This window comes from Paraburkholderia sp. Clong3, from assembly GCF_050436485.1.
Lineage (GTDB): Bacteria > Pseudomonadota > Gammaproteobacteria > Burkholderiales > Burkholderiaceae > Paraburkholderia > Paraburkholderia tuberum.
Window position 1 is genome coordinate 2,771,266 of record NZ_JBNDMH010000002.1, and the last position, 26,317, is coordinate 2,797,582.

Annotated in this window: 23 protein-coding genes; 16 read left to right on the top strand and 7 right to left on the bottom strand. The window is 65.3% G+C overall.

Features of this window, described 5'->3' with window-relative positions:
• Positions 1 to 114: 114 nt before the first annotated feature.
• Entirely contained in the window at positions 115 to 435 is a 321-nt protein-coding gene (locus tag OKW30_RS16970; protein WP_429347153.1) for a hypothetical protein, read from the bottom strand.
• 32 nt (positions 436 to 467) lie between these two features.
• Here OKW30_RS16970 and OKW30_RS16975 point away from each other — a divergent pair, with 32 nt between their 5' ends.
• The 6 genes from OKW30_RS16975 to OKW30_RS17000 all read left to right on the top strand — a co-directional run bounded on the left by OKW30_RS16975 (position 468) and on the right by OKW30_RS17000 (position 4,643).
• Entirely contained in the window at positions 468 to 1,409 is a 942-nt protein-coding gene (locus OKW30_RS16975; RefSeq protein ID WP_429347154.1) for a 2-hydroxyacid dehydrogenase, read from the top strand.
• A 116-nt stretch (positions 1,410 to 1,525) separates the two neighbouring features.
• Complete coding sequence (locus OKW30_RS16980; protein ID WP_429347155.1) at positions 1,526 to 2,452, top strand: hydroxymethylglutaryl-CoA lyase; 927 nt, start codon at positions 1,526 to 1,528, stop codon at positions 2,450 to 2,452.
• A 34-nt stretch (positions 2,453 to 2,486) separates the two neighbouring features.
• Positions 2,487 to 3,008, top strand: coding sequence for a YbaK/EbsC family protein (locus OKW30_RS16985; protein ID WP_184051277.1), 522 nt, complete (start codon positions 2,487 to 2,489; stop codon positions 3,006 to 3,008).
• Between the two features lie 5 nt (positions 3,009 to 3,013).
• A complete protein-coding gene (locus OKW30_RS16990; RefSeq protein ID WP_184026326.1) occupies positions 3,014 to 3,259 on the top strand; it encodes a DUF1289 domain-containing protein in 246 nt (81 codons plus the stop codon).
• Positions 3,256 to 3,729 (top strand): MaoC family dehydratase, encoded by a 474-nt coding sequence (locus tag OKW30_RS16995; RefSeq protein WP_429347156.1) that lies wholly within the window; start codon positions 3,256 to 3,258, stop codon positions 3,727 to 3,729. The genes OKW30_RS16990 and OKW30_RS16995 overlap by 4 nt, the downstream gene beginning before the upstream one ends.
• Complete coding sequence (locus OKW30_RS17000; RefSeq protein ID WP_429347157.1) at positions 3,726 to 4,643, top strand: MBL fold metallo-hydrolase; 918 nt, start codon at positions 3,726 to 3,728, stop codon at positions 4,641 to 4,643. Before OKW30_RS16995 ends, OKW30_RS17000 begins: the two co-directional genes overlap by 4 nt.
• Positions 4,644 to 4,942: 299 nt before the next feature.
• Here OKW30_RS17000 and OKW30_RS17005 read toward each other — a convergent pair whose 3' ends face one another.
• Positions 4,943 to 5,881 carry a DMT family transporter gene (locus OKW30_RS17005; protein WP_187618022.1) on the bottom strand — a complete coding sequence of 313 codons (939 nt, stop codon included), beginning with the start codon at positions 5,879 to 5,881 and terminating at the stop codon, positions 4,943 to 4,945.
• A 112-nt stretch (positions 5,882 to 5,993) separates the two neighbouring features.
• Here OKW30_RS17005 and OKW30_RS17010 point away from each other — a divergent pair, with 112 nt between their 5' ends.
• On the top strand, positions 5,994 to 6,464 hold the full coding sequence (locus OKW30_RS17010) for an Lrp/AsnC family transcriptional regulator (protein ID WP_184026307.1): 471 nt from the start codon (positions 5,994 to 5,996) through the stop codon (positions 6,462 to 6,464).
• 49 nt (positions 6,465 to 6,513) lie between these two features.
• Here the strand turns inward: OKW30_RS17010 and OKW30_RS17015 are convergent, their stop codons facing one another.
• Positions 6,514 to 7,404, bottom strand: a complete 891-nt coding sequence (locus OKW30_RS17015) for an alpha/beta fold hydrolase (RefSeq protein ID WP_429347158.1) — start codon at positions 7,402 to 7,404, stop codon at positions 6,514 to 6,516.
• A 313-nt stretch (positions 7,405 to 7,717) separates the two neighbouring features.
• Here OKW30_RS17015 and OKW30_RS17020 point away from each other — a divergent pair, with 313 nt between their 5' ends.
• Positions 7,718 to 8,677, top strand: coding sequence for an NAD(P)H-dependent flavin oxidoreductase (locus tag OKW30_RS17020; RefSeq protein ID WP_184051266.1), 960 nt, complete (start codon positions 7,718 to 7,720; stop codon positions 8,675 to 8,677).
• Between the two features lie 38 nt (positions 8,678 to 8,715).
• Here the strand turns inward: OKW30_RS17020 and icmF are convergent, their stop codons facing one another.
• The 4 genes from icmF to OKW30_RS17040 form a co-directional block, all read right to left on the bottom strand.
• Complete coding sequence (gene icmF, locus OKW30_RS17025; protein WP_429347159.1) at positions 8,716 to 12,096, bottom strand: fused isobutyryl-CoA mutase/GTPase IcmF; 3,381 nt, start codon at positions 12,094 to 12,096, stop codon at positions 8,716 to 8,718.
• Positions 12,097 to 12,214: 118 nt separating this feature from the next.
• The gene (locus OKW30_RS17030) at positions 12,215 to 13,147 is read right to left on the bottom strand and encodes a LysR family transcriptional regulator (RefSeq protein WP_429294380.1); all 933 of its coding nucleotides are present in this window, start codon (positions 13,145 to 13,147) and stop codon (positions 12,215 to 12,217) included.
• A 151-nt stretch (positions 13,148 to 13,298) separates the two neighbouring features.
• A complete protein-coding gene (locus tag OKW30_RS17035) occupies positions 13,299 to 14,384 on the bottom strand; it encodes a porin (RefSeq protein WP_184068722.1) in 1,086 nt (361 codons plus the stop codon).
• 504 nt (positions 14,385 to 14,888) lie between these two features.
• Positions 14,889 to 15,425 carry a hypothetical protein gene (locus tag OKW30_RS17040; RefSeq protein WP_429347160.1) on the bottom strand — a complete coding sequence of 179 codons (537 nt, stop codon included), beginning with the start codon at positions 15,423 to 15,425 and terminating at the stop codon, positions 14,889 to 14,891.
• A 555-nt stretch (positions 15,426 to 15,980) separates the two neighbouring features.
• Between OKW30_RS17040 and OKW30_RS17045 the strand changes: the two genes are divergently transcribed.
• The 8 genes from OKW30_RS17045 to OKW30_RS17080 all read left to right on the top strand — a co-directional run bounded on the left by OKW30_RS17045 (position 15,981) and on the right by OKW30_RS17080 (position 26,316).
• Positions 15,981 to 17,006 carry a bile acid:sodium symporter family protein gene (locus OKW30_RS17045; RefSeq protein WP_184068725.1) on the top strand — a complete coding sequence of 342 codons (1,026 nt, stop codon included), beginning with the start codon at positions 15,981 to 15,983 and terminating at the stop codon, positions 17,004 to 17,006.
• A gap of 370 nt (positions 17,007 to 17,376) precedes the next feature.
• Positions 17,377 to 18,363 carry a LacI family DNA-binding transcriptional regulator gene (locus tag OKW30_RS17050; protein WP_184051256.1) on the top strand — a complete coding sequence of 329 codons (987 nt, stop codon included), beginning with the start codon at positions 17,377 to 17,379 and terminating at the stop codon, positions 18,361 to 18,363.
• Positions 18,360 to 19,661, top strand: a complete 1,302-nt coding sequence (locus OKW30_RS17055; protein ID WP_429347161.1) for an AGE family epimerase/isomerase — start codon at positions 18,360 to 18,362, stop codon at positions 19,659 to 19,661. The genes OKW30_RS17050 and OKW30_RS17055 overlap by 4 nt, the downstream gene beginning before the upstream one ends.
• A complete protein-coding gene (locus tag OKW30_RS17060; protein ID WP_429347162.1) occupies positions 19,658 to 20,566 on the top strand; it encodes a carbohydrate kinase family protein in 909 nt (302 codons plus the stop codon). The genes OKW30_RS17055 and OKW30_RS17060 overlap by 4 nt, the downstream gene beginning before the upstream one ends.
• A 153-nt stretch (positions 20,567 to 20,719) precedes the next feature.
• A complete protein-coding gene (locus tag OKW30_RS17065) occupies positions 20,720 to 20,950 on the top strand; it encodes a hypothetical protein (RefSeq protein ID WP_018419210.1) in 231 nt (76 codons plus the stop codon).
• 76 nt (positions 20,951 to 21,026) lie between these two features.
• Entirely contained in the window at positions 21,027 to 21,272 is a 246-nt protein-coding gene (locus OKW30_RS17070; protein ID WP_429347163.1) for a hypothetical protein, read from the top strand.
• A gap of 235 nt (positions 21,273 to 21,507) precedes the next feature.
• On the top strand, positions 21,508 to 22,485 hold the full coding sequence (locus tag OKW30_RS17075) for an ion channel (RefSeq protein WP_429347164.1): 978 nt from the start codon (positions 21,508 to 21,510) through the stop codon (positions 22,483 to 22,485).
• 243 nt (positions 22,486 to 22,728) lie between these two features.
• Positions 22,729 to 26,316 carry an indolepyruvate ferredoxin oxidoreductase family protein gene (locus tag OKW30_RS17080; RefSeq protein WP_429347165.1) on the top strand — a complete coding sequence of 1,196 codons (3,588 nt, stop codon included), beginning with the start codon at positions 22,729 to 22,731 and terminating at the stop codon, positions 26,314 to 26,316.
• Position 26,317: the final 1 nt, after the last annotated feature.

A 26,317-nucleotide genomic window follows, 5' to 3' on the forward strand; every position in this document is an offset into this window, starting at 1 on the left:
AGTGGCGAAATTCACCCCGAAAGTCGGACGTTGATCCAATCTTCGGGGTGTTTTTCATGGCGAAGCTTTGCTCACCAATTCAAGAAACCTAATCAATATACAACTTGCGTCAAATTAGGAATTGTCGCGATCGGTCGCGTGCATGAAAGCATGTGCGTGCCTCGCTGCGCAAGGAATCCAGGCAATCATTGTCCCGCTCGGTCGCGCATCGATGAACCAGGTTTTTGTGCTTTGGTTATCGGGCAAACGAAGAAATGCGCGGGTACGCGCGAACTCGACACCCACCACGGCATGCATCTCGAAGCGCACGTGCGTGCGCAAACGCGCGCGATTTGCGTCGAAAAAGTAGAATGAAGCCTGTTCATACCGGGAGGAGACCCGATCCCGCACGCGTCGTCCGATTGCCGTCGCGCGCTCCGGGTCCGTCCCGCTCATGCCCACATCGACGCCGACGCATTCCGGACCGCATGAAAATACTCTTCTACGCACTGCACACCGAAGCCGCCGCGTGGCTGCACGACTTTGCGCGCGCTCTGCCCGCCGCCGAGCTGCGCGAATGGAAGCCCGGCGACACCGGCCCAGCCGATTTCGCGGTGGTCTGGCGTCCGCCGCGCGAGATGCTGGCCGGACGCAATACGCTGCGCGCGATCTTCAATCTCGGCGCTGGCGTCGATGCGATTCTCGCGCTCGAACGCGCGCATCCGGGCACGTTGCCGCCCGAGGTGCCGTTGATTCGCCTCGAAGATACCGGCATGGGCGCGCAGATGGCCGAGTACGTGACGCATGCGGTGCTGCGCTATCTGCGCCGCTTCGACGAATATCAGGTGCTGCAAGGCGAGCGCCGCTGGAAAGTGCTCGAGCCGCATCCGCGCGCAACGTTCACGGTGGGTGTGCTCGGGCTCGGCGTGCTCGGCACGCAGGTCGCGCAAACGCTCGCTTCGTTCGGCCTGCCGGTGCGCGGCTTTACTCGCGGCGAGAAGCAGATCGATGGCATCGCGACGTTTGCCGGCGACGCGCAATTCGATAGCTTCCTCGACGGCGCGAAGGTGCTCGTCAATCTGCTGCCGCATACACCCGACACGGAAAGCGTGCTGAATGCGCGAGTCTTCGCGAAGCTCGCGCGCGGCGCATATCTGATCAACGTCGCGCGCGGCGCGCATCTCGTCGAAGCGGATCTGCTCGCTGCGCTCGCGAGCGGCCAGCTCGCCGCCGCGACGCTCGACGTGTTCCGCGAGGAACCGCTGCCCGCCGATCATCCTTTCTGGCGCGAGCCGCGCGTCACGATCACGCCGCACACGTCGGCGCTGACGTTGCGCAAGGACAGCGTCGCGCAGGTCGCGGACAAGATCGGCGCGATGATGCGCGGCGAGCAGGTGAGCGGCGCAGTGCAACTGGAACGCGGCTACTGAGTGAAACCCGCGCCCGCACGCATCGCAGGCGTGCGGGCTGACTTGAATTGCAGCAACGCGGCAGCACCCATCCCGGATGGGACAGCGATCAAACCGCATCGGATCGGAGACACATCATGGCCTTACCGAAGCAAGTGAAAATCGTCGAAGTGGGTCCGCGCGACGGGCTGCAGAACGAGAAGGAATTCGTGTCGACCGCGACCAAGATCGAGCTGATCAACCGTCTGTCGGCGGCGGGCTTCCGCAACGTCGAGGCAGCGTCGTTCGTGTCGCCGAAATGGGTGCCGCAGATGGCCGACGGCGCCGACGTGATGGCCGGCATCGAGCGCCGCGACGGCACGATTTTCTCGGTGCTGACGCCGAACCTGCGCGGTTTCGAAGGCGCGCTCGCCGCGCGCGCCGACGAGATCGTCATCTTCGGCGCGGCGAGCGAGGCGTTCTCGCAGAAGAACATCAACTGCAGCATCGCGGAGAGCATCGAGCGATTCGCGCCAGTCGCCGCGGCGGCGAAACAACATAAGCTGCGGATTCGCGGCAGCGTGTCGTGCGCGCTCGGCTGTCCGTACCAGGGCGAAGTGCCGGTCGCGTCGGTCGTCGACGTCGTCAAGCGCTTCGCGGCGCTCGGCTGCGACGAGATCGATATCGCCGACACGATCGGCGTCGGCACGCCGAAGCGCACCCGCGAAGTGTTCGAGGCCGTGACCGACGTGTTTCCGCGCGAGCATCTGTCGGGACACTTCCACGACACCTATGGCCAGGCGCTCGCGAACATCTACGCGGCGCTGCTCGAAGGCATCGAGATTTTTCATGCATCGGTCGCGGGGCTCGGCGGCTGTCCGTATGCGAAGGGCGCGACCGGCAACGTCGCGACCGAAGACGTGCTGTATCTGATGAACGGCCTCGGCATCGAGACCGGTATCGACCTCGCGCAAGTGGTCGAAATCGGCGACTTCATTTCGAACGCGATCGGCCGGTCCAACGTGTCGCGCGCCGGCAAAGCGCTGCTCGCGAAGGCGCGCAGCGAAGCAAACACCTGCGTATAACAGCAGCATCCATTTTCATTCAGGGTCCCAAACAATGAACGACCTCGCGTCCTTCGACTCCGACGATCTCGCCGCGCTGCCCGACTCGGCACGCCGCGTCGCGCTGCTGCTGCGCGAACGCGGTCACGCAGGGCGAATCGTGATGCTGCCGGAAACCGGCAAGACTTCCGCCGAAGCGGCCGCCGGACTCGGCTGCTCGGTCGCGCAGATCGCGAAGTCGATCCTGTTCCGGCGCCGCGAAGACGACGCGCCGGTGCTCGTGATCGCGAGCGGCGCGAATCGTGTCGACGAAAAGAAAGTGGCCGCGCAGGTCGGCGAGATCGGCCGCGCGGACGCGAAGTTCGTGCGCGAAAAAACCGGCTATGCGATCGGTGGCGTGTGCCCGGTCGGTCACGCGACCGAGCCGGTCACGTTGATCGATGCGGATCTGCTCGAACTGGAGAGCCTGTGGGCGGCCGCCGGTCATCCGCACGCAGTGTTCAATCTGACCGCGCAGGAGCTGATCTCGCTCACAGGCGCGCCGGTCGTCGATGTCGCGTTGCGCGAGCCGGCCTGAACACGATGGCGAGCGGCAACGATTACGACGACACGGACGACGGCGGTTGCGTGCCGTCGCCGTGCATCAGCGTGTGCAGGATGGATGCATCGACGGGCTGGTGCGAAGGATGCCTGCGCACGATCGACGAAATCGCCGGCTGGTCGACGCTCGACAACGACGCGAAGCGCGCGGTGTGGGACGCGATCGAAGTGCGCCACGCGACGTTAATGGCGCTGCGCACGACATCGACGACGAAGGAGAAGCAATGAACGCCGCGCCGCGCATCGTGACGCCCGGTGAGACGTTCAGTTCGACGCTCGAATTGTCGGTGGATTCGATCAAATCGTTCGCGACGCTCGTCGTCGATCTGAACCCGTTGCATCACGATGAAGCGTATGCCGCGCAAAGCCGCTTTGGAGGCTTGATCGCGTCGGGCACGCAACCCACCGCGTATTTCATGGCGCTGCTCGCCACGCATTTCTCTACTTACGCGCAACCGCTCGGCCTCGAATTCGATATCAAGCTGAAGAAGGCAGTGCAGACGCACGACACGCTGACGATCACGTGGCGTGTGCGCGACGCTCACTGGAAGCCGAGCCTGAACGGCGATCTGACCTATCTCGAAGGTTCGGTGGTCAATCAGCGCGGCGAGCTGATGTTGACGGGTACCTCGACGATCCTCGTGATGCCGAAGCCCGACGCAGTCGCAAACGCGCACGCGATCACGGCCACGCCATGATCGCCCTGCCCGCATCGATCCGGGTTTTCGAGCGCGGCTGGCTGTCGTCGAACAACGTGCTGCTCGTCGACGACACATGCGCCGCGCTGGTCGATACCGGCTATGCGACGCACGCATCGCAAACGGTCGCGCTGGTACGCAATGCGTTGCGCACGCGGCCGCTCGATCTGATCATCAACACGCATCTGCATTCGGATCACTGCGGCGGCAACGCGCTGCTGCAGGCTACGTGGTCGTGCCGCACGCTGATTCCGTCATCCGAAGCCGATGCCGTGCGCGGCTGGGACGAAACGCGCCTCAGCTTTCGCGCGACCGGTCAAACCTGCGAGCGCTTCGGCTTCACCGGCACGCTCGCGCCCGGCGCACGCTTGCGGCTGGGCGCGCTCGACTGGCAGGTGCTCGGCGCGCCCGGCCACGATCCGCATTCGCTGATGCTCTATTGCGCGGACGAACGCTTGCTGATCAGCGCGGACGCGCTGTGGGAAAACGGCTTCGGCGTGATCTTTCCCGAACTCGAAGGCGAAAGCGGCTTCACCGAGCAGCAAGCCGTGCTCGACCTGATCGCAACGCTCGACGTGCGCGTCGTCATCCCAGGCCACGGCGCGCCGTTCACACAAGTCGAACCGGCGCTCGAACGCGCGATGTCGCGCGTCGCCTGGTTGCGCGCCGATCCCGCGCGCAACGCAAGGAACGCGCTGAAGGTGCTGATCGTATTCAAGCTGCTCGAAGTCCGCGAGATGAGTGTGGACACGCTGCTGCGCATGCTCGACGACGCGACCGCGATGCGCGCCGCCGCCTCGATGCTGAAGCCGCGCGGCGAATGGCCCGCGTTGCTGAAGGGAATGATCGGGGAGCTCGCGGCGAACGATGGACCGCTCGAAGTGGACGGCACGCGCATCCTCGCGCGGCGTTGAACTGTGATGTGACCGGTTCGGCCGGCGCGGCGGAAAAGCGCACCGGAACGCAAAACCCTGCTCCCAAAAAGAAAACCGCTCGACGAAGCGAGCGGCGGAACATCTGTTGGACGTGATCAGCGTCGCAGTCGATGATACGCGTGTGGGTTTTTGCATCGCATCGGTGATTTCCCTACAGAAATTAGACGCCACGTTTTACGAATGCATACATGATCTGTCATCAAACGGCGTTAGGCGCTTGAACGCTTGCGCGTTATTCCTGGATCCGTAGCAATATCCGATTGAATGTCGAATCGGCATCACGTGGACGATAAGCGCTTTCTCTGCGGCACGATCCGCCACCCGAGATTGACGCCCGCCGCCGCCAGCAGAATCAGCGCGGCGCCGAGCACCTGAATCCATGCGAGCGTCTGTCCGAACGCGAGCCGGTCGACGATGATCGCGACCACCGGATAGATGAACGACAACGCGCCCGTCATCGACGTCGGCAGCTTCTGGATCGCGCCATAAAGCAGCACGTACATGAGCCCGGTATGGACGACGCCGAGCACGATCAGTTCGAGCCACTGCGCGCCGTTTGCCGGCAACGCGTCGAAGCGTACGAACGGCGCGAGCAACAGCACGCCGAGCGATACCTGGATCAGCGCGAGCAGATGCGGCGGCGTGCCCTTCAGCCGCTTCGTGATGATCGACGACACCGCGTACATCGCCGCCGCGCCGACCGCATAGGCGACGCCGACCAGATACTGCCCCGGCACCGCGAGCACGGCCGGCTCGACCTTCACGACGAACACGAGCCCGACGAACGCGACCACGAGCCACGCGATCGTCGATGCGCTGATGCGCTCGCGAAACACCAGCGCGCCGAGCCCGACCAACATGAACGGCTGCGTGTTGTAGACGGCCGTCGCCATTGAGATCGACGCGCGTGAATACGCGGCGAACAGCAATACCCAGTTCACGACGATCGCCGCGCCGCCGAGCAACGCGAGGCCGAGCATCTTCCACGAAAACAGCTCGCGGCGGAACAGGCCGAGTACGGCGCACACGAGCGCGAGCGTCGCGCCGCCGAAAATGCAGCGGAAAAACACCACGTTGAACGGGCTTTGCTGCGACGACACGACGAGCCAGCCGATCGTGCCCGACATCAGCATCGCGACGCTCATCTCCGCCGCGCCACGGCGGATGTCGCTGGGCGAACTGCTCGAGGTCGTGACGGAAGCCTTGTTTGAAGCCATGATTCGATCCCGGATTGTGCCTGCATAACTGGCAGTCTAATTAATCCACCCGCGCGAATACATGGCTAGACTTAAGCGTTACCGCATTTTCACCTCATAAACGAAGGCCATCATGAGCAAACGCCTTGCATCGATCACGCCGGTCGCACTCGACGACACCGACCGCGCACTGCTCGCCGCGCTCGCGCAGGACGCGCGCCAGCCGGTCAGCGAACTCGCGCGCGTCGTCGGCTTATCGGCGCCCAGCACGGCCGAACGCGTGCGGCGGCTCGAAGCGCAGGGCGTGATCGAGCGCTTCACCGTGCAGATCGATCCGCGCGCGCTCGGCTTCACGCTGCAGGCGGTAGTGCGCGTGAAGCCGCTGCCCGGGCAGCTGCATCTGGTGGAGGAAGTGATCCGGCGCATTCCGGAGTTCGTCGAATGCGACAAGGTGACCGGCGACGACTGTTTCATCTGCCGCCTGTACCTGCATTCGATCGAGCAGCTCGACGAGATCCTGTCGAAAGTGACCGAGCGCGCGGAGACCAGCACGGCGATCGTCAAGTCGACGCCGGTCGCGCGACGGCTGCCGCCGCTCGGCTAACGAAGGTCCATCGCAGGTCAAACGAAGGTCGCGCGAAGCAGCCCGGCGCTTATTGTTCGAGCGCCTCGAAAAACGACAGCATCTCGGCGACCAGTTCGCCCGGCGCTTCCTCGGGCAGATAGTGCCCGCACGATAGCGCGCGGCCGCTCACGTCGCGCGCGACATGCCGCCATTCGTCGAGCGCATCGAAGCATTTTTCGATCACGCCCTTGTCGCCCCACAGCACCCGCAGCGGACAGCCGATCTTGTTGCCGCGCTCGATATCGGCGCGATCAAGTTCGAGGTCGATGCTCGCCGACGCGCGATAGTCCTCGCACATCGCGTGCACCGCACCCGGTTGCGCGAGCGCCGCCCGATACGCGTCGAGCGCGGCGGGATCGAACGGTGCGAGACCCGCGTGACGTCCGCCCATCACCGCGTCGACATAGGCGGCCGGATTTGCGCCGATCAACGTTTCGGGCAGCGGCTCGGGCTGGATCAGGAAGAACCAGTGGAAGTAGTGCGTTGCGAACGCGCGGTCGGTGGCTTCGTACATCGCGAGTGTCGGCGCGATATCGAGCAGCATCAAACGCTCGACCGCGTCGGCGTGATCGAGCGCCATCCGGTGCGCGACGCGCGCGCCGCGATCGTGCGCACAGACGAGGAAGCGCTCGAAGCCGAAGTGGCGCATCACCGCGACCTGGTCGGCGGCCATCACGCGTTTCGAATACGGTGTGTGCGCGGCATCGCTCGGCGGTTTGCCCGACGCGCCATAGCCGCGCAGATCGGTTGCGATCACCGTGAAGTGCTGCGCGAGCGGCGCGGCGCAGCGTTCCCAGATCAGATGCGATTGCGGATGGCCGTGCAGCAGAAGCAGAGGCGGCCCGGCGCCGCCCTTCACTCCGAAAATGTCGACATCGCCCACGGCGACGCGAAAAGACGTGAAATTTTCGAAGGCCATGACGTCTCGTTGATCGTTTGAGGTCCGTGCATTGTAGAAGGCCAACAGGTCCGTGCGAGGTGGGATAACCCACGCAGACATGGAACCTGAATACTCCTTCGAACCGTTCCAAACGGGCCTACCGCGCGCGGGTCGTCCACTTCGCCTATAATCGAACGACCGTTCTTAAATGTTTGGCGCGACTTCGGCATGCCGGTTTCGTTCGATTGCCACACGCATTCGCCGGTCAACACGTCGCAAGCCGTGTGCCGCTAAACTCATCTATTCGCCGGCCGCACGTCGCACCGGTTGGCCCCATCTGGAGACTCGCACCATGGCATTGCCCGCCGTTCTGCAAAACCTCGCGCTACCCGTCGTCGCTTCGCCGATGTTCATCGTCAGCTATCCCGAACTCGTGCTGGCGCAGTGCAAGGCCGGTATCGTCGGCTCGTTCCCTGCCCTCAACGCGCGCCCGGCCGAGCTGCTCGACGAATGGCTGACGCAGATCCAGGCGCAACTCGCCGGGCACAAGGCCGCGAACCCGGATGCGGTGATCGGCCCGATCGCGGTCAATCAGATCGTTCATCAGTCGAATGCGCGGCTCGAGCACGACGTGCGCGTCTGCGTCGAGCACAAGGTGCCGATCTTCATCACCAGCCTGCGCGCGCCGGCACGCGAGATCGTCGATGCGGTGCATAGCTACGGCGGCATCGTGCTGCACGACGTGATCAATCTGCGTCATGCGCAGAAAGCGCTGGAAGCCGGCGTCGACGGGCTGATTCTGGTCGCATCGGGCGCGGGCGGCCACGCGGGCACCACCTCGCCGTTCGCGCTGGTCGGCGAGGTGCGGCGCATTTTCGACGGCCCGATCGTGCTGTCGGGCTCGATCGCGAACGGCGGCTCGATTCTCGCCGCGCAGGCGATGGGCGCGGACCTCGCGTACATGGGCACACGCTTCATCGCCACCAAAGAAGCGCACGCGGTCGACAGCTACAAGCAGGCGATCATCAACGCGAAGGCATCGGACATCATCTACACGAACCTGTTCACCGGCGTGCACGGCAACTACATCCGCGAGAGCATTGCGAACGCGGGGCTCGATCCCGACGCGCTGCCCGAATCGGACAAGACCAAGATGAACTTCGGCGGCGACAAGGCGAAGGCGTGGAAGGACATCTGGGGCGCGGGCCAGGGCGTCGGCCTGATGGACGACGTGCCGGACGTCGCCGAACTCGTGCGGCGTCTGAAGAAGGAATACAACGACGCGAAGGCGCGACTCGGCATCGCGCGCTGAGGTGAAGAACGGGGCGGGGCGGGCCGCCCGCTCGCGGCCTACATATTCCGCCGATACTGCCCGCCCACCTCGAACAGCGCGTGGGTGATCTGCCCGAGCGAACAGACGCGCACCACGTCCATCAGCACCGCGAACACGTTGCCGTCGTCGATCACCGCGCGTTTGAGGCGTTCGAGCGCCTCGGGCGCGGCGTCGCGGTGGCGCGCCTGGAAGTCGCGCAACCGCCGCAGCTGACTCTGCTTCTCCGCGTCGGTGGAACGCGCGAGCACCAGCGGCCGCGGCGCTTCATGCGGATGCGCGCTCAGGAACGTATTGACGCCGACGATCGGATACGAGCCGTCATGCTTGCGATGCTCGTATAGCATCGACTCGTCCTGAATCCGCCCGCGCTGATAGCCGGTTTCCATCGCGCCGAGCACGCCGCCGCGCTCGGTGAGTCGCTCGAACTCGGCGAGCACCGCTTCCTCGACCAGGTCGGTCAGCTCGTCGATCACGAAACTGCCCTGATTCGGATTCTGGTTCTTCGCGAGCCCCCATTCGCGATTGATGATCAGCTGGATCGCGACCGCGCGGCGCACCGATTCCTCGGTCGGCGTCGTGATCGCTTCGTCGAACGCATTGGTGTGCAGCGAGTTGCAGTTGTCGTAGATCGCGATCAGCGCCTGCAGCGTCGTGCGGATGTCGTTGAAATCGATCTCCTGCGCGTGCAGGCTGCGGCCCGACGTCTGCACGTGATACTTGAGCTTCTGACTACGCTCGTTCGCGCCATAGCGCTCGCGCATCGCGACCGCCCAGATGCGTCGCGCGACGCGGCCGAGCACCGTGTACTCCGGGTCCATGCCGTTCGAGAAGAAGAACGACAGATTCGGCGCGAAGTCGTCGATCGACATGCCGCGTGCGAGATACGCCTCGACGTAGGTGAAGCCGTTCGCGAGCGTGTACGCGAGCTGCGAGATGGGGTTCGCGCCGGCCTCGGCGATGTGATAGCCGGAAATCGACACCGAATAGAAATTGCGCACGCCGTGCTCGACGAAATACGCCTGGATGTCACCCATCACCTTCAGGCTGAATTCGGTCGAGAAGATGCAGGTGTTCTGTCCCTGGTCTTCTTTCAGGATGTCGGCCTGCACGGTGCCGCGCACGTTTTCGAGCGCGGCGCGGCGCGTTGCGGCGAGTTCGGCTTCGGTCAACGGGCGGCCTTGCTGTTGCTCGCCCAGCGCGATCTGCTGGTCGATCGCGACGTTGAAGAACATCGCGAGGATCGTCGGCGCGGGGCCGTTGATCGTCATCGAGACCGACGTATCCGGCGAGCACAGATCGAAGCCGTCATACAGCGTCTTCATGTCGTCGAGCGTCGCGACCGACACCCCCGAATTGCCGACCTTGCCGTAGATGTCCGGGCGCTCGTGCGGCTCCTCACCGTAAAGCGTCACCGAGTCGAACGCGGTGGATAGCCGTTTGGCCGGCATGCCTTCCGACAGCAGCCTGAAGCGACGATTCGTGCGCTGCGGATCGCCCTCGCCCGCGAACATGCGCGTCGGGTCCTCGTTCTCGCGACGAAACGGAAACACGCCAGCGGTGAATGGGAAATGGCCGGGCAGATTGTCGAGCATCAGCCAGCGCAGGATCTCGCCGTGATCGACGAATTTCGGCAGCGACACTTTGCGGATTTCGGAGCCGGACAGCGTCGTGACCGTCAGCGCGGTGCGGATTTCGCGCTCGCGGATGCGCACCACATGTTCGTCGCCCGCATAGGCGGCCACCGTTTGCGGCCACGCGTCGAGCAGCTTGCGTTCGCGCTCGCCGAGCGCGGCGCCGCGTTGGTCGATCAGCGCATCGAGCGACGAGGCGTCGCTGCCCGCCTCGCCGAGCATGCGGCGCGTCTCGACGATCTGCCAGCGTTCCCGCGCGATTTGCGCCTGCGCGTCGGCCCGCTCGCGATAGCCGCGTACCGTCTGCGCGATGTCGGCCAGATAGCGCACGCGCGCGGGCGGCACGATTGCATGCAGGTTGCTCGAAAAGCGCAGGCCTTCGGTCGCGCCGAGCTGTGCGCCGCCCTCGCGCAGGCCATGCGTGCGCAGCGCATTAGCGATGCGCCGGTACAGCGCGGTCACGCCGTCGTCGTTGAAGCGCGACGCGATCGTGCCGAACACCGGCATCGCGTCGGGCGATGTCGCGAAGTCCCCGCGATTGCGCTGCACCTGCTTCGCGACGTCGCGCAGCGCATCCTGCGCACCCTTGCGATCAAACTTGTTGATCGCGACGAAGCTCGCGAAGTCGAGCATGTCGATCTTCTCGAGCTGGCTCGCGGCGCCGAACTCCGGCGTCATCACGTACAGCGATTCGTCGACGAACGGCACGATCGCCGCATCGCCCTGACCGATCCCTGACGTCTCGACGATGATCAGATCGAAGCCCGCCACCTTGCACAGCATCAGCGCGGCGGGTAGCGAATCGGAGAGTTCGGTCGATGCCTCGCGCGTCGCCATCGAGCGCATATAAATGCGGGCGCCGCCGCCCCAATCGCCGATCGCATTCATGCGGATGCGGTCGCCGAGCAGCGCGCCGCCGGATTTTCGGCGCGACGGATCGATCGCGAGCACGGCGATGTTCAGCGTGTCGCCGTAGTCGAGCCGGAAGCGGCGGATCAGCTCGTCGGTCAGCGACGACTTGCCCGCGCCGCCGGTGCCGGTGATGCCGAGCACCGGGATGCGTGGCGCTTGGGCGAGCGTCGCTAGCTGGTCGCGCGCGGCGGCGTCGACGCTGTTCGTTTCGAACGCGCTGATCAGTTGCGCGAGGCGGCGGAAGATCGGCGCGGCGGGATCGGCGGGGCGCGAGCCAGCAGCAGTGCCAGCGTGCGAAGCATGGGCCTCACCGCAACGCGGCAACGGCCGCGCGGCCAGCTCGGCGAGCCATTCGCGCACCGGCGTCGGCCGCGCCGCGTCGGCCGCGCGCGCCCCTTCGACGCAGCGCGCGATCATGTCGTCGATCATGCCTTGCAGACCGAGCCGCTGACCGTCGTGCGGCGAGTAGATTTTTTCGACGCCGTCGCGTTCGAGCGCGGCAATTTCTTCGGGGACGATCACGCCCCCGCCGCCGCCGAACACCTTGATGCGCTCGCCGCCGCGCGCACGCAGCAGTTCGACGAGGTAGCGGAAGTATTCGTTGTGGCCGCCCTGATAGCTCGACACGGCGACGCCGTCGGCGTCCTCGTTGAGCGCGGCGGTCGCGACTTCGGCGACGGAGCGGTTGTGGCCGAGGTGGATCACCTCGACGCCGCTTGCCTGCAGGATGCGCCGCATGATGTTGATCGACGCGTCGTGGCCGTCGAACAACGCGGCGGCGGTGACGAAGCGCAGGCGCCGGCCCGCGGGCAGCTCGTGGCTGCCGGCACGCTGCGGCGTGGACAGATCGGTCATGTCTCCCCCAGATCATTTAACTGATGGGTGTTCACAATCAGTATATAGAAACGGGGTAACACGGCGCCGGGGCGCGGGGCGGGCGATTGGCGACGTATGCTCGGTGCTTCGCGAAACGCTATCGCACCGCCAACGCCTTGATCTCGTCGAGCGACGGCCACAGCGATTCGTTTGCGAACCGCGCCGCCAGGAAATCGACGAACGAGCGCACCTTGGCCGATAGATGCCGTCGGCTCGTGTAGACGACGTGGATCGGCAGCTCCCGCGGCGGTACCTGGTCGACGAGCAGCGGCACGAGCCGCCCTTCGGCGAGATCGCTGCCGATCACCTCGGTGCCGAGCATCGCGATGCCCGCGCCATGCAGCACGACCACGCGCTGGGCCTCGAGCTGATTGACGATCAGGTTGCCCGACAGGCGCACACGCGAGCCCGCGTCGCCGGTCGCGACTTCGAGCGCCGATACGCCCGCGTACTGCAGATAGTTGTGGCGCGCGAGATCGTCGACGCTCTTCGGCGTGCCATGCTTGCGCAGATAGGCGGGCGATGCGCACAGCACCAGATGCGCGGTCGCGATCTGCCGCGCGATCAGCGACGACGACTTGAGGCCGCCCGGCGAGGCGCGGATCGCGACGTCGAAACCCTCGTCGATCAGCTCGACGACGCGGTCGGACAGCGTCATATCGACGGTGACCTGCGGATACTGCGCGGCGTAGTCCGCGACCGCGGCCATCACGTGATTCAGGCCGAACGCCGACAGCGACGACACCCGCAGCCGCCCGTGCGGCACGACGCTTGCCGCGCCGACCGCCTGGCCGGCTTCGTCGAGCTCGGTGAGCGCCTGACTCAGCCGCTCGTAGTACTCGCGGCCTGCCTCGGTCGGCGCGACGCGACGCGTGGTGCGGTTCAGGAGCCGCGCGCCGAGCTGCTGCTCCAGATGCATCACATGCTTGCTCGCCATCGCCGCCGACATCTCCATCTTCTCTGCCGCGCCGACGAAACTGCCGGCTTCGACCACGTGGCGAAACACTTTCATGCTGACGAGGGTGTCCATCTCAGTCGCTCGCTTCAGGAATCAATCGACGTCATTTTGCCGGGTTTATCAAAAGGACGGCAGCAAACGCTCGTATTCGGCGGCGCCCGAAAACGACAAAGCCCGCGTTCCGGGCGGAACGCGGGCTTTGCGGTGACACCGTGGGCCGAGCTCAGAACTTCGCGCGCAACCCCGCGCCATATGTATTGCCGCTCGACTGACCGGTGATGTGGTCATACAGGTACGCGGCATAGACATCAGTGCGCTTGGACAGCGGATAGTCGTAGCCGACCGCCGCCGTCTGGCGCGTCTGGTTCGAACCGCCGCCGTTACGCGAGTACGCATACGACGCCATCACCGTGCCGGGCCCGAACGGCACCGTGACGCCGCCCTGTCCCGTGTTGACGTGCCAGCTCGTGACCTGCTGGTCGTTGTACGTGTACATGTACTGGCCGTACAGCTTGACGAACTTCAGGTCGTACGACACGCCCGCCTGCGCGACGCTCTGGCTGCGCAGACCCGGCACGCCCGACGTTTCGAAGCTGCCGAGGTCGCCCGGCACGTTGTTGAAGTTCACGTACTGGTACACCGCGGTCGCCGCGAACGGCCCGTGGAAGTACAGCACCTGGCCGCTCCACTTCTTCGCGCCGTTCTGGGTCGTGTTGCCGAGCGCGTACATCGCCGTCGCCGACAGACCGCTGAAGTTCGGCGTCGCATACGACACCGCGTTGTTCCAGCCGGAGTCGCCGGTCACGCCCTGGTCGGTCGTGTAGGTCGGGAAGGTGCCGAGGCCGAGGTACGTGTGATAGACCATCGGCGAGAACACGTACGAATCGACGAACGGGTTGAACAGGATCGTCGACACGAACAGCGGCGTCGTCAGGCGGCCGGCGGTCACCGTGCCGTACGGCGATTCGATGCCGACGTACGCGTTGCGCGAGAACGTCGTGTCGCCGGTGAAGCGGCCGTACTCCCCGGTTTGCGCGCGGAAGAAGCCTTCGATAGTGAAGATCGCCTTGTAGCCGTTGCCCAGATCCTCGGTCCCCTTGAAGCCCCAGTACGACGTCGACATGCCACCGCCCGACACGACCACCGCGGTCTGGCCGCCCGGAAACTTCTGCGAGCCGACCCATTCGTCGACCTGGCCGTAGAGCTGCACGCTCGATTGCGCGAGCGCCGACGACGCGCTCGCCAGCGCGGCGACGCATGCGGTGGCCTTGAGAGTAGTCTTCAGCGCGCTGCTGAGGCTTGTGTTCATGGGTTCTCCAATCTTTGTCAAAAGGGTGTGGCTGTGCGAAAGGGGGCGCTCGCGCGAAACGTCGTTGTTATCCGTTCGATCGTCGAGTCAATCTGGGCGGGTCCCATCTTTGCGGACCATTTTTATAAACAAAAATATCGCTGCTTATTGCGGGTATATCGGTCTGATTAGTTTGGTCGGTTATCGGCTTGATACGACGCTTCAGAGCGGACTGGCGCCGACTCCTGGACGCAATGCGGCATGCGGCGAACGGCGCGCCACGGCGTGCGTGAACGCCTTAAATGACGGGCCGATGACGCGACGCGGCAGAATGCCAGGATTTGACGCTGACCGGTACTTCGATGCCGGGTGTTTACAAAAAAGTGTGGCGTCGAAACGTCAGATTCGGGGCTACAGCGCAGAGGAAGGCGCGCGAAGCCGCGCGAGGGATCGCGGGAAGGATCTGGAAGACGGGTTTCGGGACTGCGGTGGGGGCGCTGCGTTGGTTTGCGAAATCGCGCTCAGCTAATTCCGGTACGGTGAACCGCCCGGCTGACGCGGATCGTCAGTTGGGCGTTGCAGCGGGCGCGCTGCGCCACGCTCTTCGTTGTAGCGGGCCACGTCGGCGCGGATCGAGCCGTTGCGCATCGGCATATTGGACGGGGGATGCGGCACCGGACGCGACTCCGCGCTGACCGGCGTGATCGCGCCCGCATAGCCGGACGGATCGCCGACACGGCGCATGCCGGACTTGTAGCTGCCGAAGCCATAACCGAAATTGGCGTCCGCGATATTCGGGTTGCCGCGCTGTGCGCGTGCGTCACGAGAAGCCATCGCATTGCGCGAGCCGCGCGGAGCAGGTGCGCCGCCCGCACCGGCATAACGGCCGTCGCCACGCATCTCCATGCGCGGCGCGCGCCCGGCAGTGTCGCGCGAATAAGCGCCGCCCGCGGCGGCACCGCCGCCATGCGGCCCACCCGGCTCCCTCGCATAGGCGAACGAGCACAGCACGGCGATGACCGCGCCCCACGCCCAGTGCCTCGTTCTCGACAACCCGTCCACCTGTGACTCTCACGCCCGAAGACTTGCCTGAAATCCACCGTTCGAGCTGCGATGGACCTGTTGCGGGAGGAGAAAAGCGCCGCGTTCCTGTCGCGGCGCAGGGCATCCCTGCGGCCTTTGAACGAGTAATTTATGGTCGGGGGCAGAGGGTGTCGAGCCAAAAAGTGTTAGGTCTCGTCGGTGGATGTAACACCCTGTTACTGCGGCGTTTTTTCGCGCCGGAGCCCTCGTGCGCACGCGCCTCGGCGGCTTGCCGGCCGGCGTTTTCGCCGGGTCCGCGCGGGCGCCGTTTGTTGCAAATAAACGCCGCTTGCAACGTCAATGGTTAAACGGTTTGTCGCGAGAAAGCGCCTCGTCAATACTGAAACCTGGCGCGTCGCACGAATGGGCTCGGCCTGATTGGGGAGTCAATGCGCAAACTTCATTAATCGATTCGGCAAATGAATTTGCGTTTTCAATCGGCTTTCGACAACAATAGCCGCTTTCCATTGGCATGGACCACGCCTGACAGACCCGTCCCATGCTTACACCGCGTCATTGAATCGAGATTGCGACATGGCCCGCCCGAAATTCCTGCCCGATAACTTCACCCTGTGCCTCGTCGGCACCGTGATCCTCGCCAGCTTCCTGCCCGTTCATGGACAGGCCGCCGTGGGGTTCAACTGGGTGACGAACATCGCGGTCGGCCTGCTGTTCTTCCTGCACGGCGCCAAGCTGTCACGCGAGGCGATCATTGCGGGCGCGACGCACTGGCGCCTTCACCTCGTGGTGCTGCTGAGCACGTTCGCGCTGTTTCCGCTGCTCGGCCTCGCGCTTAAACCGGTCCTTTCGCCGCTGGTCACGCCGTCGCTCTACGCCGGCGTCCTCTTCCTCTGCACGCTGCCGTCGACGGTCCAGTCGTCGATCGCGTTCACGTCCATTGCCAAGGGCAACGTGCCGGCCGCGGTATGCAGCGCGTCCGCCTCGAGCCTGCTCGGCATCTTCGTCACTCCAGCACTCGTCAGCGTCATCGTGACGAGTCAGGCCGCGAGCGGCGGTGCGTCGCCGTGGCATACGATCGGCAACATCGTGCTGCAACTGCTCGTGCCGTTCGTTGCCGGCCAGCTGCTGCGCCCGCTGATCGGCAAGTGGATCGAGAAGAATCGCGGCGTGCTGAAGTTCGTCGACCAGGGCTCGATCCTGCTCGTCGTCTACGGCGCGTTCAGCGAGGCCGTCACCGAAGGCCTGTGGCACACGATTCCGCTGTCGGCGCTCGGCGGCCTCGTCGTGGTGAGCGCCGTGCTGCTCGCGCTCGCGCTGGCCGTGACGATCTTCGCGAGCAAGCGGCTCGGCTTCAGCCGCGCGGACCAGATCACGATCATCTTCTGCGGCTCGAAGAAGAGCCTCGCCGCCGGCGTGCCGATGGCCAAGGTGATCTTCGCGTCGCATGCGGTCGGCGCCGTGGTGCTGCCGCTGATGCTGTTCCACCAGATCCAGCTGATGGTCTGCGCCGCGCTCGCGCAACGCTGGGGCGCCCGCGACCTCAGCGGCGAGAGCAATGCCGCGGCGCGGCGACCCGCCGCCGCCGTCGCGCGCCGTTGAAAACACACGCAATGCAAACAGGACATTCATAAGCGCCCTCCCTGAGCGTCGTTTTGATCGTGTGAAGCAAGCCGCCTTCGGGCGGCTTTTCTTTTGGCTCTTCACTGGCCTTTGTCGTTATTTCACGCGCAAACGCTCTCGCTGTCGCCTCGGCCGGATGGCATAGGACGATTCTCGAACCGTCTCGAAAACGGCGGCCAGCCTACTGTTTAGGCATTTTTACTAAACAACTTAATTTCCAACAAGTCCATAAAATACGGGTATTTACTGGTGTCATGCTGGCGTTTTGCGGGCAGCTTTAGCTGCGTTTTACTATACAATCGCCCGACCTGATCCCGTGCTGCCTCGCCTCGCGCGGCAGCTTCATTCGATGGCCACAACCATCCGCGACGTCGCCCGCGCCGCCAGCGTTTCGATCGGCACCGTGTCGCGCGCGCTCAAAAATCAGCCGGGCCTTTCCGAGGCCACGCGCGAACGCGTCGTCGAAGCGGCGCGCCAGCTCGGCTACGACTCGGCGCAGCTGCGTCCGCGCATCCGCCGGCTAACTTTCCTGCTGCATCGTCAGCACAACAACTTCGCCGCGAGCCCGTTCTTCTCGCACGTGCTACACGGTGTCGAAGACGCGTGCCGCGAGCGCGGCATCGTGCCGTCGGTGCTGACCGCCGGGCCGACCGAGGACGTGATTCACCAGATGCGCCTGCACGCGCCCGACGCCGTCGCGATCGCCGGCTTCGTCGAGCCCGAAACGCTCGCCACGCTGGTCGCGATGCAACGCCCGCTGGTGCTGATCGATCTATGGTCGCCGGGCTTGCGCTCGGTCAATCTCGACAACGCCGGCGGCGCCACGCTCGCAATGCGCCATCTGTTCGCGCAGCAGCGCAAGCGCGTCGCGTTCATCGGCGGCTCGCTCGCGCACTTCAGCATCGCCGAGCGCGCGCTCGGCTACCGGCGCGCGTTCTTCGAAGCGGGGCTGCTGTTCGATCCGTCGCTCGAAGTGAACATCGACGCCGGGCTCGATCCCGACACCGGCGCCGCGCGCGCGATGCAGCGCCTGCTCGACGCGCCGGGCCCGCGCCCCGACGCCGTATTCGCGTTCAACGACGCCGCCGCGCTCGCCGCGCTGCGCGTGTGCCTCGCGCGCGGGCTCAGCGTGCCCGACGACATCGCGATCATCGGTTTCGACGACATCCCCGCCGCCGCCCACGCTACCCCGCCGCTATCGACGATCGCGGTCGACAAGGAAGCGCTCGGCCGACGCGGCGTCGAATTGCTGCTCGAAGACTCGCCCGCCGAACTCGAAGTCCGCTTGCCTGTTCAACTCGTTGCCCGTGCCAGTACTTTGGTGAAAACGCCATGACGCTAACCGATCCGCTTCAACTTTCCACCGACGCGGCGAAGGCGCCGCCGGTCGCCAGCTTCCGCAAGCGCGAGTTCCTGCTCGCGCACATCGAAGACACGCTGCGCTTCTACGCGCCGAACGTGCTCGACCCGAGCGGCGGCTTCTACCACTTCTTGCGCGACGACGGTTCGATCTACAACCGCACCACGCGCCACCTGGTCAGCAGTTGCCGCTACGTGTTCAACTACGCGATGGCGTACCGGCAGTTCGGCGACCCGAAGCACCTCGAATACACGCGCCACGGCCTGCGCTTTCTGCGCGACGCGCACTGGGACTCGCAGCACGAGGGCTACGACTGGGAAATCGAATGGCGCGACGGCAAACAGCGCACGCTCGACGCGACGCGCCACTGCTACGGCCTCGCGTTCGTGCTGCTCGCGTACTCGCACGCGGCGATGGCCGGCATCGAGGAAGCGAAGCCGATGATCGGCGCGACCTTCGAGCTGATGGAGCACCGCTTCTGGGACGCCGCCGCCGGCCTCTATGCCGACGACGCGTCGGCCGACTGGTGTGTCAGCACGTATCGCGGGCAGAACGCGAACATGCATACCACCGAGGCGCTGCTCGCCGCGCACGAAGCGACCGGTCATCTGGTGTATCTCGATCGCGCCGAGCGCGTGGCGTCGAATATCACGCTGCGCCAGGCGAAGCTGTCGCAAGGGCTCGTGTGGGAGCACTTTCACGCGGACTGGTCGGTCGACTGGCACTACAACGAAGAGGACAGCTCGAACATCTTCCGTCCGTGGGGCTTCCAGCCCGGTCATCAGACCGAATGGGCGAAGCTGCTGCTGATTCTCGAACGCTTCCGTCCGCTCCCGTGGCTGCTGCCGCGCGCGATCGAACTGTTCGACGCGGCGATGACGCACGCGTGGGACGAAGACCACGGCGGCCTCTACTACGGCTTCGGCCCCGACGGCACCGTGTGCGATCACGACAAGTACTTCTGGGTGCAGGCCGAAACGTTCGCGACCGCCGCGCTGCTCGGCAAGCGCACCGGCAACGAGCGCTTCTGGGACTGGTACGACGAGATCTGGCGCTATAGCTGGACGCACTTCGTCGACCACAAGTACGGCGCGTGGTATCGCATCCTCACCTGCGACAACCGCAAGTACAGCGACGAAAAGAGCCCGGCCGGCAAGACCGACTATCACACGATGGGCGCGTGCTACGAAGTGCTCGCCCATGCGCTCGGCGAAAACGCTGCGGCTGAATCAGCCGCTCCCGCCGCAGCGGCTTCCGCGGAGAAAGCACAATGAGCGCGACGACCAACCTCCCCGTTTTCGTATCCGCCGGCGACATCCTGACCGATCTCGTGCGCACCGGCGCATCGCACTGGCTGTCGCGTCCGGGCGGCGCGGGCTGGAACGCCGCGCGCTGCGTTGCGCGGCTCGGCCTGCCGACCGCGTGCGCGGGCTCGCTCGGCGTCGATAACTTTTCCGACGAGCTGTGGGACGCGAGCGTCGCGGCCGGCCTCGACATGCGCTTCCTGCAGCGCGTCGAGCGTCCGCCGCTGCTCGCGATCGTGCATCAGACGCATCCGCCCGCGTACTTCTTCATGGGCGAGAACGGCGCCGACCTCGCGTTCGAGCCGGCGAAGCTGCCCGCCGGTTGGATGAACGCGGTGAAGTGGGCGCACTTCGGCTGCATCAGCCTCGTGCGTCAGCCGCTCGGCGACACACTGGCGAAGCTCGCCGCCCAGTTGCGTTCGCACGGCGTGAAGATCAGCTTCGATCCGAACTATCGCAACCTGATGGAGCACGGCTACGAGCCGACGCTGCGCAAGATGGCCGCGCTCGCGGATCTGATCAAGGTATCGGACGAAGACCTGCGCATGATCTTCAAGACCAGCGACGAAGCCGCCGCGCTCGCGCAATTGCGCGCGATGAATCCCGCCGCCAGCGTGCTCGTCACGCGCGGCCCCGAAGCGGCGATGCTGCTCGACGGCGCCGCGGTGATCGAGGCGAAGCCGCCGCGCGTCGAAGTGGTCGATACGGTCGGCGCGGGCGATGCGTCGATCGGCGGTCTGCTGTTCAGCCTGATGAGCGCGCCGCAACGCGGGTGGCCCGAGCATCTCGCGTTCGCGCTCGCGGCCGGCGCGGCGGCTTGCGGCCACGCCGGCGCGCATGCACCGACGCTCGACGAGGTGGTCGCGCTGCTATAAAACGCGGCGCTGTAATTCTGCTGCCCTGGGGCGCGCGTAGCGTAACGGATGTCGAGCACGTCGCGCGGCGCGAAGCTGCCCAGGGCGGGAACCGATCCCGCCACGCCGTGCTAGGATGAAAACATCGAAACCTTTGCGAAAAGGAGCGAGGCCATGGAGGACGTCACCTACACCAAAGGGCTCTACACGGCCACCGCGTCGATAAGAGAAGTCGCACATGACGCCTGGCAAGGTGTCGTCACCCTCGCGCGCGACGAAGGCGAACCCAGCGCCGATCAGGAAACCACGCTCTACGAAGTCGACTCGACGTCGTCGACGCCGGGAGAAGCGCTCGAAGAAGCCAAAGCGCTCGCACATCGTATCCTCGGGGAAATCGAACTGTAGGCCGAACCAGGGGCTGCGCGCCGCGCGTCCTCGCGCATCGGCGCGCCGCTGCCGGATCGGCCGGCTGGAGGCGATCATGGCTGAACAGTTGTTCCAATACGGCGTGTATTCGATCCACGTTCGTCCGATTGAACTCAGTGGCGCGCGCTGGGACGCGGAATACGAAATCCGTCATCGCGAGAAGGCCGTCAAGGCGTGGACCACGGTCGGCGGCGACGCGGGTTATGCCGAGCAGGCCGAAGCGGTGGAACGTGCGCATCGGCAGGCGGTCGACGATATCGAGCATGGCGCGGGAATTCCGAAGCCGCGCGTGTTTCCGTGACGGCGGTTGGGTGCGTGTGGTGCGCGGCTGCGTCCGACCCGCTCGCCGCGCATGATGCGACCTGACCCAGCCTGAAATCCGGGACGCGCCCGGAAGCATTTCAACGACGGCATCGCGCAACCTCGCACCCTGGCGATACATCGCGCCGCGCCGCCTTCGCACCGCGCGGGAACTCGCGCAGCGCGCACAACGCGCCATGCTACGCTGTGCACGTCTTCATCCCCACGAGCGCGTGATGGCAAGCGAACCGTCAGACCGTTTTTCAACGCTCGGCGACACCGACACCGACGCAAGCGCGCCGAGGCGCCGCGCGCGCGGCAGTCGCGAAATGCGTCTCGACGATCGCGTGGTGATCGCGCACGGCATGCCGACGCCGCTGTGGCAAGACCTGTATCACCGCGCGCTCGGCGTGCGCTGGCCGGGGTTCTTCGTGTCGCTCGCGCTGCTGTTCCTGCTGCTCAACACCGTGTTCGCCATGCTCTACATGCTCGGCGACGCTCCGATCGCGAATCAGTTTCCGAAGGGCTTCGGCGGCGCGTTCTTCTTTAGCGTCGAAACCCTCGCGACGGTCGGCTACGGCGACATGCATCCGCAAACCGTCTACGCGCACTGGATCGCGACGCTCGAAATCTTCATCGGCATGTCGAGCATCGCGTTGGCGACCGGGCTGATCTTCGCGCGCTTTTCGCGGCCGCACGCGAAGATCATGTTCGCGCGCTACGCGGTGATCCGGCCGATCGACGGCCGCATGACGTTGATGGTGCGTTCGGCCAACGCGCGTCAGAACGTGATCGCCGAGGCACGCGCTCGGCTGCGCATCATGCGCCTGGAGACCTCGATCGAAGGCTTTACGCTGCGCAAGCTCTACGACCTCGCGCTGGTGCGCGACCAGCACCCGGTCTTCAAGCTCGGCTGGACGCTGATGCACATCATCGACGAAGCGAGTCCGCTGTTCGGCGAAAACGCCGAATCGTTGAAAGGCCGCGACGTGTCGCTGCTGCTCACGCTCGAAGGCATCGACGAATCGACGTCGCAAACCATGCAGGCGCGCCACATGTGGACCTGCGACCAGATCGTCTGGCAGCACCGGTTCGTCGACATCATGAGTGAGCGCGACGGCGTGAGCCACATCGACTACGCGCACTTCGACGAAATCGTGCCGCTCGATGCGGCACCGCTCCAACCGGACATCGCGGCGAACACGGCGCAATAGCAATAGCCATCGTCCCATTCGCCGCCTCACGACACCCCAGGGCATACCCGAAGCGCGCCGCCGCGTGGCAAATCCGGCTCAAAAGCGGGCCGAAACGCGCGACTCGTCGCGCCCATTCGCGCACGCCCGATTAAAGAAGAAATAATTCACTCTCACGAGCGCTAAAAAATAGAGTCTCTTTCGCTGCGCGGCATCCGTGACCCCACCGCCCGCGCGCGAAGCCAGAACATTGGAGACTCCCCCATGACCGCTCGCCTGCCCATCGACGGCACGCCCGCACTCGCCGACTACAAGCTTTCCGACAATCTCACCGCGACGCGCGGCCGGATCTTTCTGACCGGCACGCAGGCGCTCGTGCGCCTCGCGCTGATGCAGCGCGCGCTCGACAAGACCCGCAACCTGAACACGGCCGGTTTCATCAGCGGCTATCGCGGCTCGCCGCTCGGCATGGTCGATCAGCAGTTGTGGAAGGCGAAAAAACTGCTCGCCGCCAGCGACATCCGCTTTCTGCCCGCGATCAACGAAGAACTCGGCGGCACCGCCGTGCTCGGCACGCAGCGCGTCGAAGCCGATCCCGAGCGCACCGTCGAGGGCGTATTCGCGATGTGGTACGGCAAAGGCCCGGGCGTCGACCGCGCGGGCGATGCCTTGAAGCACGGCAACGCCTACGGCTCGTCGCCGCACGGCGGCGTGCTGGTGGTCGCGGGCGACGATCACGGCTGCGTGTCGTCGTCGATGCCGCATCAGAGCGACTTCGCGTTGATCGGCTGGCACATGCCGGTCGTGAATCCGTCGAACATCGCAGACATGCTCGAATTCGGCCTGTATGGCTGGGCGTTATCGCGCTTCTCCGGCGCGTGGATCGGCTACAAGGCCATTTCGGAGACCGTCGAATCGGGCTCGACCGTCGATCTCGACGCGCTGCAAACCGAATGGACACCGCCACCGGAATTCGAAGCACCAGCCGGCGGTCTGCACAACCGCTGGCCCGATCTGCCGAGTCTGACGATCGAAGCGCGTCTGCACGCGAAGCTCGACGCGGTGCGCCAGTTTGCGCGCATGAACAGCATCGACAAATGGATCGCGCCGAGCCCGCACGCCAATGTCGGCATCGTCACCTGCGGCAAGGCGCATCTCGATCTGATGGAAGCGCTGCGCCGGCTCGATCTGACGGTCGCCGATCTCGACGTGGCCGGCGTGCGCATCTACAAGGTCGGGCTGTCGTTTCCGCTGGAGATGACGCGCATCGACGCGTTCGTGTCGGGTCTGTCCGAATTGCTCGTGATCGAAGAGAAAGGCCCGGTCATCGAGCAACAGATCAAGGACTATCTGTACAACCGCACACAAGGCACACGGCCGGTCGTGATCGGCAAGCACGCCGAAGATGGCACGTTGCTGCTGTCGTCGCTCGGCGAATTGCGGCCGTCGCGCATTCTCCCGGTGTTCGCGAACTGGCTCGCGAAGCACAAGCCGGCGCTCGATCGCCGTGAACGCGTCGTCGATCTGGTCGCGCCGCAGATCCTGTCGAACGCGGCGGACAGCGTGAAGCGCACGCCGTACTTCTGCTCCGGCTGCCCGCACAACACGTCGACCAAAGTGCCGGACGGCTCGATCGCGCAGGCGGGCATCGGCTGTCATTTCATGGCGTCGTGGATGGAGCGCGACACGACCGGGCTGATTCAGATGGGCGGCGAAGGCGTCGACTGGGCCGCGCATTCGATGTTCACGAAAACCCGCCACGTATTCCAGAATCTCGGCGACGGCACCTACTTTCATTCGGGCATTCTCGCGATCCGCCAGGCGGTCGCCGCGAACGCGACGATCACCTACAAGATCCTCTATAACGACGCGGTCGCGATGACGGGCGGCCAGCCAGTCGACGGCAGCATCTCGGTGCCGCAGATCGCACGTCAGGTCGAAGCCGAGGGCGTGTCGCGCTTCGTCGTGGTCAGCGACGAGCCGGAGAAATACGACGGCCATCACGGCCAGTTTCCGCAGGGCACGACGTTTCACCATCGCAGCGAGATGGACGCGGTGCAGCGCCAGTTGCGCGACACCGACGGCGTGACCGTGCTGATCTACGACCAGACCTGCGCGGCCGAAAAACGCCGGCGCCGCAAGAAGGGCGAATTCCCCGACCCGAACAAACGGCTCTTCATCAACGAGGAAGTCTGCGAAGGCTGCGGCGACTGCGGCGTGCAGTCGAACTGTTTGTCGGTGGAACCGGTGGAAACCGCGCTCGGTCGCAAGCGCCGCATCGATCAGTCGTCGTGCAACAAGGACTACTCGTGCGTGAACGGCTTTTGCCCGAGCTTCGTCACCGTCGAAGGCGGTACGCTGAAAAAAGCCGCGGGCGACGCGTTCGATCCGCAGGCGCTCGCCACGCACGTCGACGCGTTGCCGATTCCCGCGACGCAACTCGATGCCGCGCCGTACGACATCCTCATCACGGGTGTCGGCGGTACCGGCGTCGTGACGGTCGGCGCCTTGATCAGCATGGCCGCGCACCTCGAAGGCAAGAGCGCGTCGGTGCTCGACTTCATGGGCTTCGCGCAGAAGGGCGGCGCGGTGCTGTCGTTCGTGCGCTTTGCCGCCCGCGACGAATGGCTGAACCAGGTCCGCATCGACACGCAGCAGGCCGACGTGCTGCTCGCCTGTGACATGGTGGTCGGCGCGAGTGCCGAGGCACTGCAGACGGTGCGACATGGCCGCACGCGCATCGTCGTCAACACGCATGCGATTCCGAACGCGAGCTTCGTGCAGAACCCGGATGCGACGCTGCATGCCGACGCCCTGATCGACAAGATGCGTCACGCGGCCGGGGAAGAGCGTATGTCGACGTGCGACGCGCAAGCGCTCGCAACGCGTTTTCTCGGCGATACGATCGGCGCGAACATTCTGATGCTCGGTTTCGCGTGGCAGCTCGGTCTCGTGCCGGTGTCGTTCGCCGCGATGATGCGCGCGATCGAACTGAACAACGTCGCCGTGCAGATGAACCAGCTCGCGTTCTCGATCGGGCGCATGGCCGCGGCTGATCCCGCCGCGCTCGAATCGCTGTGGCAGTCGCGTCATGCACCGAAGCCGAGCGTGCGGGTCGATACGCTCGACGAGCTGATCGCCCATCGCGAAGCACGGCTGCTCGCGTATGGCGGCGCGGCTTATGTGAAGCGGTATCGCTCGCTCGTGGATGCGGCACGGCGCGCGGAAACCGCCGTCGATGCGGCGAGCGAGCGCGTGACGCGCGCGGTCGCGAGCACGTTCTACCGGCTGCTGGCGGTGAAGGATGAATACGAAGTTGCGCGTCTGCATACGGATGCCGCGTTCCGCGATGCGCTCGAAGCGCAGTTCGAGGGCGTCGCCGGCAAGGACTTCACGATCCGCTTCAACCTCGCGCCGCCGACGCTCACGCGTGCGCAGCCCGGCGCCGTGCCGACGAAGAAAACCTATGGTCAGTGGATGTGGCCCGTGCTCGGCCTGCTCGCGAAATGGCGCGGTCTGCGTGGCTCTGCGCTCGATCCGTTCGGCCGCACGCTCGAGCGCAAGATGGAGCGCGAGCTCGCGGGCGATTACGAAGCCACGCTGCACCGTGCGCTAGCGAAACTCGACGCGAGCCATGTCGACGACGTCGCGAAACTCGCTGAACTGCATGCGCGCGTGCGCGGGTATGGGCACGTGAAGCTGGCGAATCTGGCGGGGGTCAAGCGTGGCGAGCATGACCTCGCCGCGCGCCTCGGCATCGATGCGGCGACGGGTGTCGCGGTGAAGAAGTCGCTCGAGGAGATGAAGGGCGCCGGGCAGTTGCGCGGCATTCCGGTGGTGGTCGCGAAGTAAG

Excerpts from the sequence above, each read along its gene's own strand:
- OKW30_RS16970 (WP_429347153.1), bottom strand. The coding sequence starts at position 435 with ATGAGCGGGACGGACCCGGAGCGCGCGACGGCAATCGGACGACGCGTG.
- OKW30_RS17080 (WP_429347165.1), top strand. The coding sequence starts at position 22,729 with ATGACCGCTCGCCTGCCCATCGACGGCACGCCCGCACTCGCCGACTAC.
- OKW30_RS17070 (WP_429347163.1), top strand. The coding sequence starts at position 21,027 with ATGGCTGAACAGTTGTTCCAATACGGCGTGTATTCGATCCACGTTCGT.
- OKW30_RS17050 (WP_184051256.1), top strand. The coding sequence starts at position 17,377 with ATGGCCACAACCATCCGCGACGTCGCCCGCGCCGCCAGCGTTTCGATC.
- OKW30_RS16980 (WP_429347155.1), top strand. The coding sequence starts at position 1,526 with ATGGCCTTACCGAAGCAAGTGAAAATCGTCGAAGTGGGTCCGCGCGAC.
- OKW30_RS17005 (WP_187618022.1), bottom strand. The coding sequence starts at position 5,881 with ATGGCTTCAAACAAGGCTTCCGTCACGACCTCGAGCAGTTCGCCCAGC.
- OKW30_RS17000 (WP_429347157.1), top strand. The coding sequence starts at position 3,726 with ATGATCGCCCTGCCCGCATCGATCCGGGTTTTCGAGCGCGGCTGGCTG.
- OKW30_RS16990 (WP_184026326.1), top strand. The coding sequence starts at position 3,014 with ATGGCGAGCGGCAACGATTACGACGACACGGACGACGGCGGTTGCGTG.
- OKW30_RS17075 (WP_429347164.1), top strand. The coding sequence starts at position 21,508 with ATGGCAAGCGAACCGTCAGACCGTTTTTCAACGCTCGGCGACACCGAC.
- OKW30_RS17015 (WP_429347158.1), bottom strand. The coding sequence starts at position 7,404 with ATGGCCTTCGAAAATTTCACGTCTTTTCGCGTCGCCGTGGGCGATGTC.
- OKW30_RS17045 (WP_184068725.1), top strand. The coding sequence starts at position 15,981 with ATGGCCCGCCCGAAATTCCTGCCCGATAACTTCACCCTGTGCCTCGTC.
- OKW30_RS17030 (WP_429294380.1), bottom strand. The coding sequence starts at position 13,147 with ATGGACACCCTCGTCAGCATGAAAGTGTTTCGCCACGTGGTCGAAGCC.
- OKW30_RS17035 (WP_184068722.1), bottom strand. The coding sequence starts at position 14,384 with ATGAACACAAGCCTCAGCAGCGCGCTGAAGACTACTCTCAAGGCCACC.
- OKW30_RS16995 (WP_429347156.1), top strand. The coding sequence starts at position 3,256 with ATGAACGCCGCGCCGCGCATCGTGACGCCCGGTGAGACGTTCAGTTCG.
- OKW30_RS16975 (WP_429347154.1), top strand. The coding sequence starts at position 468 with ATGAAAATACTCTTCTACGCACTGCACACCGAAGCCGCCGCGTGGCTG.
- OKW30_RS17020 (WP_184051266.1), top strand. The coding sequence starts at position 7,718 with ATGGCATTGCCCGCCGTTCTGCAAAACCTCGCGCTACCCGTCGTCGCT.
- OKW30_RS17060 (WP_429347162.1), top strand. The coding sequence starts at position 19,658 with ATGAGCGCGACGACCAACCTCCCCGTTTTCGTATCCGCCGGCGACATC.
- OKW30_RS17065 (WP_018419210.1), top strand. The coding sequence starts at position 20,720 with ATGGAGGACGTCACCTACACCAAAGGGCTCTACACGGCCACCGCGTCG.
- OKW30_RS17010 (WP_184026307.1), top strand. The coding sequence starts at position 5,994 with ATGAGCAAACGCCTTGCATCGATCACGCCGGTCGCACTCGACGACACC.
- OKW30_RS16985 (WP_184051277.1), top strand. The coding sequence starts at position 2,487 with ATGAACGACCTCGCGTCCTTCGACTCCGACGATCTCGCCGCGCTGCCC.
- OKW30_RS17055 (WP_429347161.1), top strand. The coding sequence starts at position 18,360 with ATGACGCTAACCGATCCGCTTCAACTTTCCACCGACGCGGCGAAGGCG.
- icmF (WP_429347159.1), bottom strand. The coding sequence starts at position 12,096 with ATGACCGATCTGTCCACGCCGCAGCGTGCCGGCAGCCACGAGCTGCCC.